Below are 2,540 nucleotides of genomic sequence, written 5' to 3'. Positions count from 1 at the left end.
CGTGGTCCCCGGGGACCACGGCCCCCGGCGGACCCTTCCCTCCCTCGCGCCCCGGCGGACACCACCCGCCCCCGGACGCGCGGAGCCGCTCTGGCGCGACCTCCTGGGTGACGTCCTGCGGCGGGAGCGGCTGGCGCAGGAGCGCACGCTCAAGGACGTGGCCGACGCGGCCCGGATCTCGATGCCGTACCTCTCCGAGCTGGAGCGCGGCCGCAAGGAGGCTTCGTCCGAAGTCCTCGCGGCCGCCGCCCGCGCTCTCGGCCTCGGTCTCACCGACCTGCTCTCGCTGGCGCAGGACGAGCTCACCCGTCTCGCCCAGGTGCGCCCGGCCCGTCGGCGCACCCCGTCGTCCCCGCGTCACGACGGCTTGTGCCTGGCCGCCTGACGCGCGACGACCGCTCGCGGCGGGCCGGTTCAGACCGCCGCGAGCCGTCGGCCCAGCACCTCGTCGGCCATTCCGTATGCCACCGCCTCCCGCGCCGTGAAGACCTTGTCGCGGTCCATGTCCGCGCGCAGCACCGTGACGTCGTGGTGCGTGTGCCGGGACAGGACCTCCTCGACCTGGGAGCGGATCCGGAGCATCTCCTTGGCCTGGAGCGCGAGATCCGAGACGGTGCCCTGGCGGCCACCGCTCGCCGGCTGGCCGAGCAGCACCCGCGCGTGCTCCAGCACGAACCGCCGCCCCGGATCGCCGGCTGCCAGCAGCACCGCCGCCGTCGACGCCGCCTGGCCGACACAGAAGGTCGAGATGGGCGCCTGGACGAACGTCATCGTGTCGTAGATCGCCATGAGCGAGGTGAACGAACCACCCGGCGAGTTGATGTACAGCGCGATCTCGCTCTCCGGGCTCGACGACTCCAGGTGGAGGAGCTGGGCGATGACGACATTGGCGACCCCGTCGTCGATCTCGGTGCCGAGGAAGATGATCCGCTCCGAGAGCAGCCGGCTGAAGACGTCGTAGGACCGCTCACCCTGCGGGGTGCGCTCGACGACGTTCGGAATCGTGTACGAACCCATGTCAGAGCCCCATCCGTCGTCGCGACGCGGCCGGGCGGACGTCGTCGAGCGACTCCACGACCCGGTCCACCATGCCGTACTCCCGGGCCTGTTCGGCCGTGAACCAGCGGTCGCGGTCACCGTCCCGGGAGATCGTCTCCACGCTCTGGCCGGTGTGCTCCGCGGTGATCCGCTCGATCGCGCTCTTCGTGAACTCCAGGTTCCGTGCCTGGATCTCGATGTCGGAGGTGCTGCCCCCGATGCCCGCCGACGGCTGGTGCATCATGATCCGCGCGTTGGGGAGCGCGTAGCGCTTGCCGTGCGTGCCCACACTGAGCAGGAACTGCCCCATGCTCGCGGCGAACCCCATGGCCAGCGTCGACACGTCGTTCGGGACCAGCCGCATGGTGTCGTAGATCGCGAGGCCCGCGGTCACCGAACCGCCCGGACTGTTGATGTACAGGCTGATGTCGGTGCGCGGGTCCTCCGCGGACAGGACGAGCAGCTGGGCGCAGACCCGGTTCGCGGAGACCTCGTCGACCTGGGTGCCGAGGAGGACGATCCGCTGGGCGAGCAGTTGCGCCGAAAGATGGTCGTCGAAGCGTGTCGGCGGGGTGTCGCCCTCCTCGGCGCGCGGCGCGTGGGACGGGCCCCAGCCGTTGACGAATGCGGTCATCGGTCCTCCTCGTGGTGGTGCGGCGGGCAGTGCCGCGATCTCCACCATCGGACCGAAGTCCCGCCGGGGTCAGCTTTCTCGGCCCCTGGCAGATTCGCTGTGGGCAGAGCCGCGCAGCGACCTGAAGAAGGCCTGTACGTCGCCGGCCAGGAGATCCGGCTCCTCGGCCGCGGCGAAATGGCCGCCCCGGTCGAACTCCGTCCACCGCACGATGTTGTTCGTGCGGTCCGCGATGTGCCGCAGCGGTACGAAGGGTTCGTGCGGGAAGACCGCCAGAGCGGTCGGCGCGGTCGAGACGCCGGGCTGGGCGCCCCGGTAGTCCGCGTGGGCCCGCTCGTAGTAGATGCGGGCCGAGGACCCGGCCGTGCCGGTGAGCCAGTACAGCATCACGTTCGTCAGCATCAGGTCCCGGCCGACGGCTTCCTCCGGACGGTCCTCGGCAGCCGTCCACTGCCTGAACTTCTCGACGATCCACGCGAGTTGACCGACCGGGGAGTCCGTGAGCGCGTAACTGAGGGTCTGCGGCCGGGTCCCCTGGAGCTCGGCGTACCCGGCTTCGTCCCGCCGCCGCTCCTGGGTCCTCCGCCACGACGTCAGGGCGCGCTCGCGCTCCTCGGGGCTCAAGGAGGCCAGCTCACCGTCGGTCGGTTCGGTCTGCGCGGACGAACCGGGCAGCAGATTCAGGTGGACTCCGATGAGCCGCTCGGGGAAGGCCCGGCCCAGCTCACGGGAGATGGCGCCGCCCCAGTCCCCGCCCTGGGCACCGAAGCGCGCGTAGCCGAGCCGCGTCATGATCTCCGCGAACGCGGCGGCCACCCGCCGGAACTACCAGCCGGTGTCCCGGGTCGGTCCGGAGAGTCCGAATCCG

Annotated in this window: 3 protein-coding genes and 1 pseudogene; 1 reads left to right on the top strand and 3 read right to left on the bottom strand. The window is 71.3% G+C overall.

From position 1 onward, the window contains the following. Window position 1: 1 nt before the first annotated feature. Window positions 2–385 (top strand): helix-turn-helix transcriptional regulator, encoded by a 384-nt coding sequence (locus ABZV34_RS38475; RefSeq protein WP_356287639.1) that lies wholly within the window; start codon window positions 2–4, stop codon window positions 383–385. A 29-nt stretch (window positions 386–414) separates the two neighbouring features. Here ABZV34_RS38475 and ABZV34_RS38470 read toward each other — a convergent pair whose 3' ends face one another. From ABZV34_RS38470 to ABZV34_RS38460, 3 genes and pseudogenes are all read right to left on the bottom strand, one after another. Continuing rightward, window positions 415–1,017 (bottom strand): ATP-dependent Clp protease proteolytic subunit, encoded by a 603-nt coding sequence (locus tag ABZV34_RS38470; RefSeq protein ID WP_356287636.1) that lies wholly within the window; start codon window positions 1,015–1,017, stop codon window positions 415–417. A 1-nt stretch (window position 1,018) separates the two neighbouring features. Continuing rightward, complete coding sequence (locus ABZV34_RS38465) at window positions 1,019–1,672, bottom strand: ATP-dependent Clp protease proteolytic subunit (RefSeq protein WP_356287633.1); 654 nt, start codon at window positions 1,670–1,672, stop codon at window positions 1,019–1,021. Window positions 1,673–1,741: 69 nt separating this feature from the next. Further along, a pseudogene (locus ABZV34_RS38460) lies at window positions 1,742–2,540 on the bottom strand (alpha/beta hydrolase); the annotation flags it as partial.

The sequence above is a fragment of the Streptomyces sp. NPDC005195 genome, assembly GCF_040608315.1.
Classification (GTDB): Bacteria; Actinomycetota; Actinomycetes; order Streptomycetales; family Streptomycetaceae; genus Streptomyces; species Streptomyces kaempferi.
This window is presented reverse-complemented; position numbering and strand designations above follow the sequence as displayed.

Excerpts from the sequence above, each read along its gene's own strand:
- ABZV34_RS38465 (WP_356287633.1), bottom strand. The coding sequence starts at position 1,672 with ATGACCGCATTCGTCAACGGCTGGGGCCCGTCCCACGCGCCGCGCGCC.
- ABZV34_RS38470 (WP_356287636.1), bottom strand. The coding sequence starts at position 1,017 with ATGGGTTCGTACACGATTCCGAACGTCGTCGAGCGCACCCCGCAGGGT.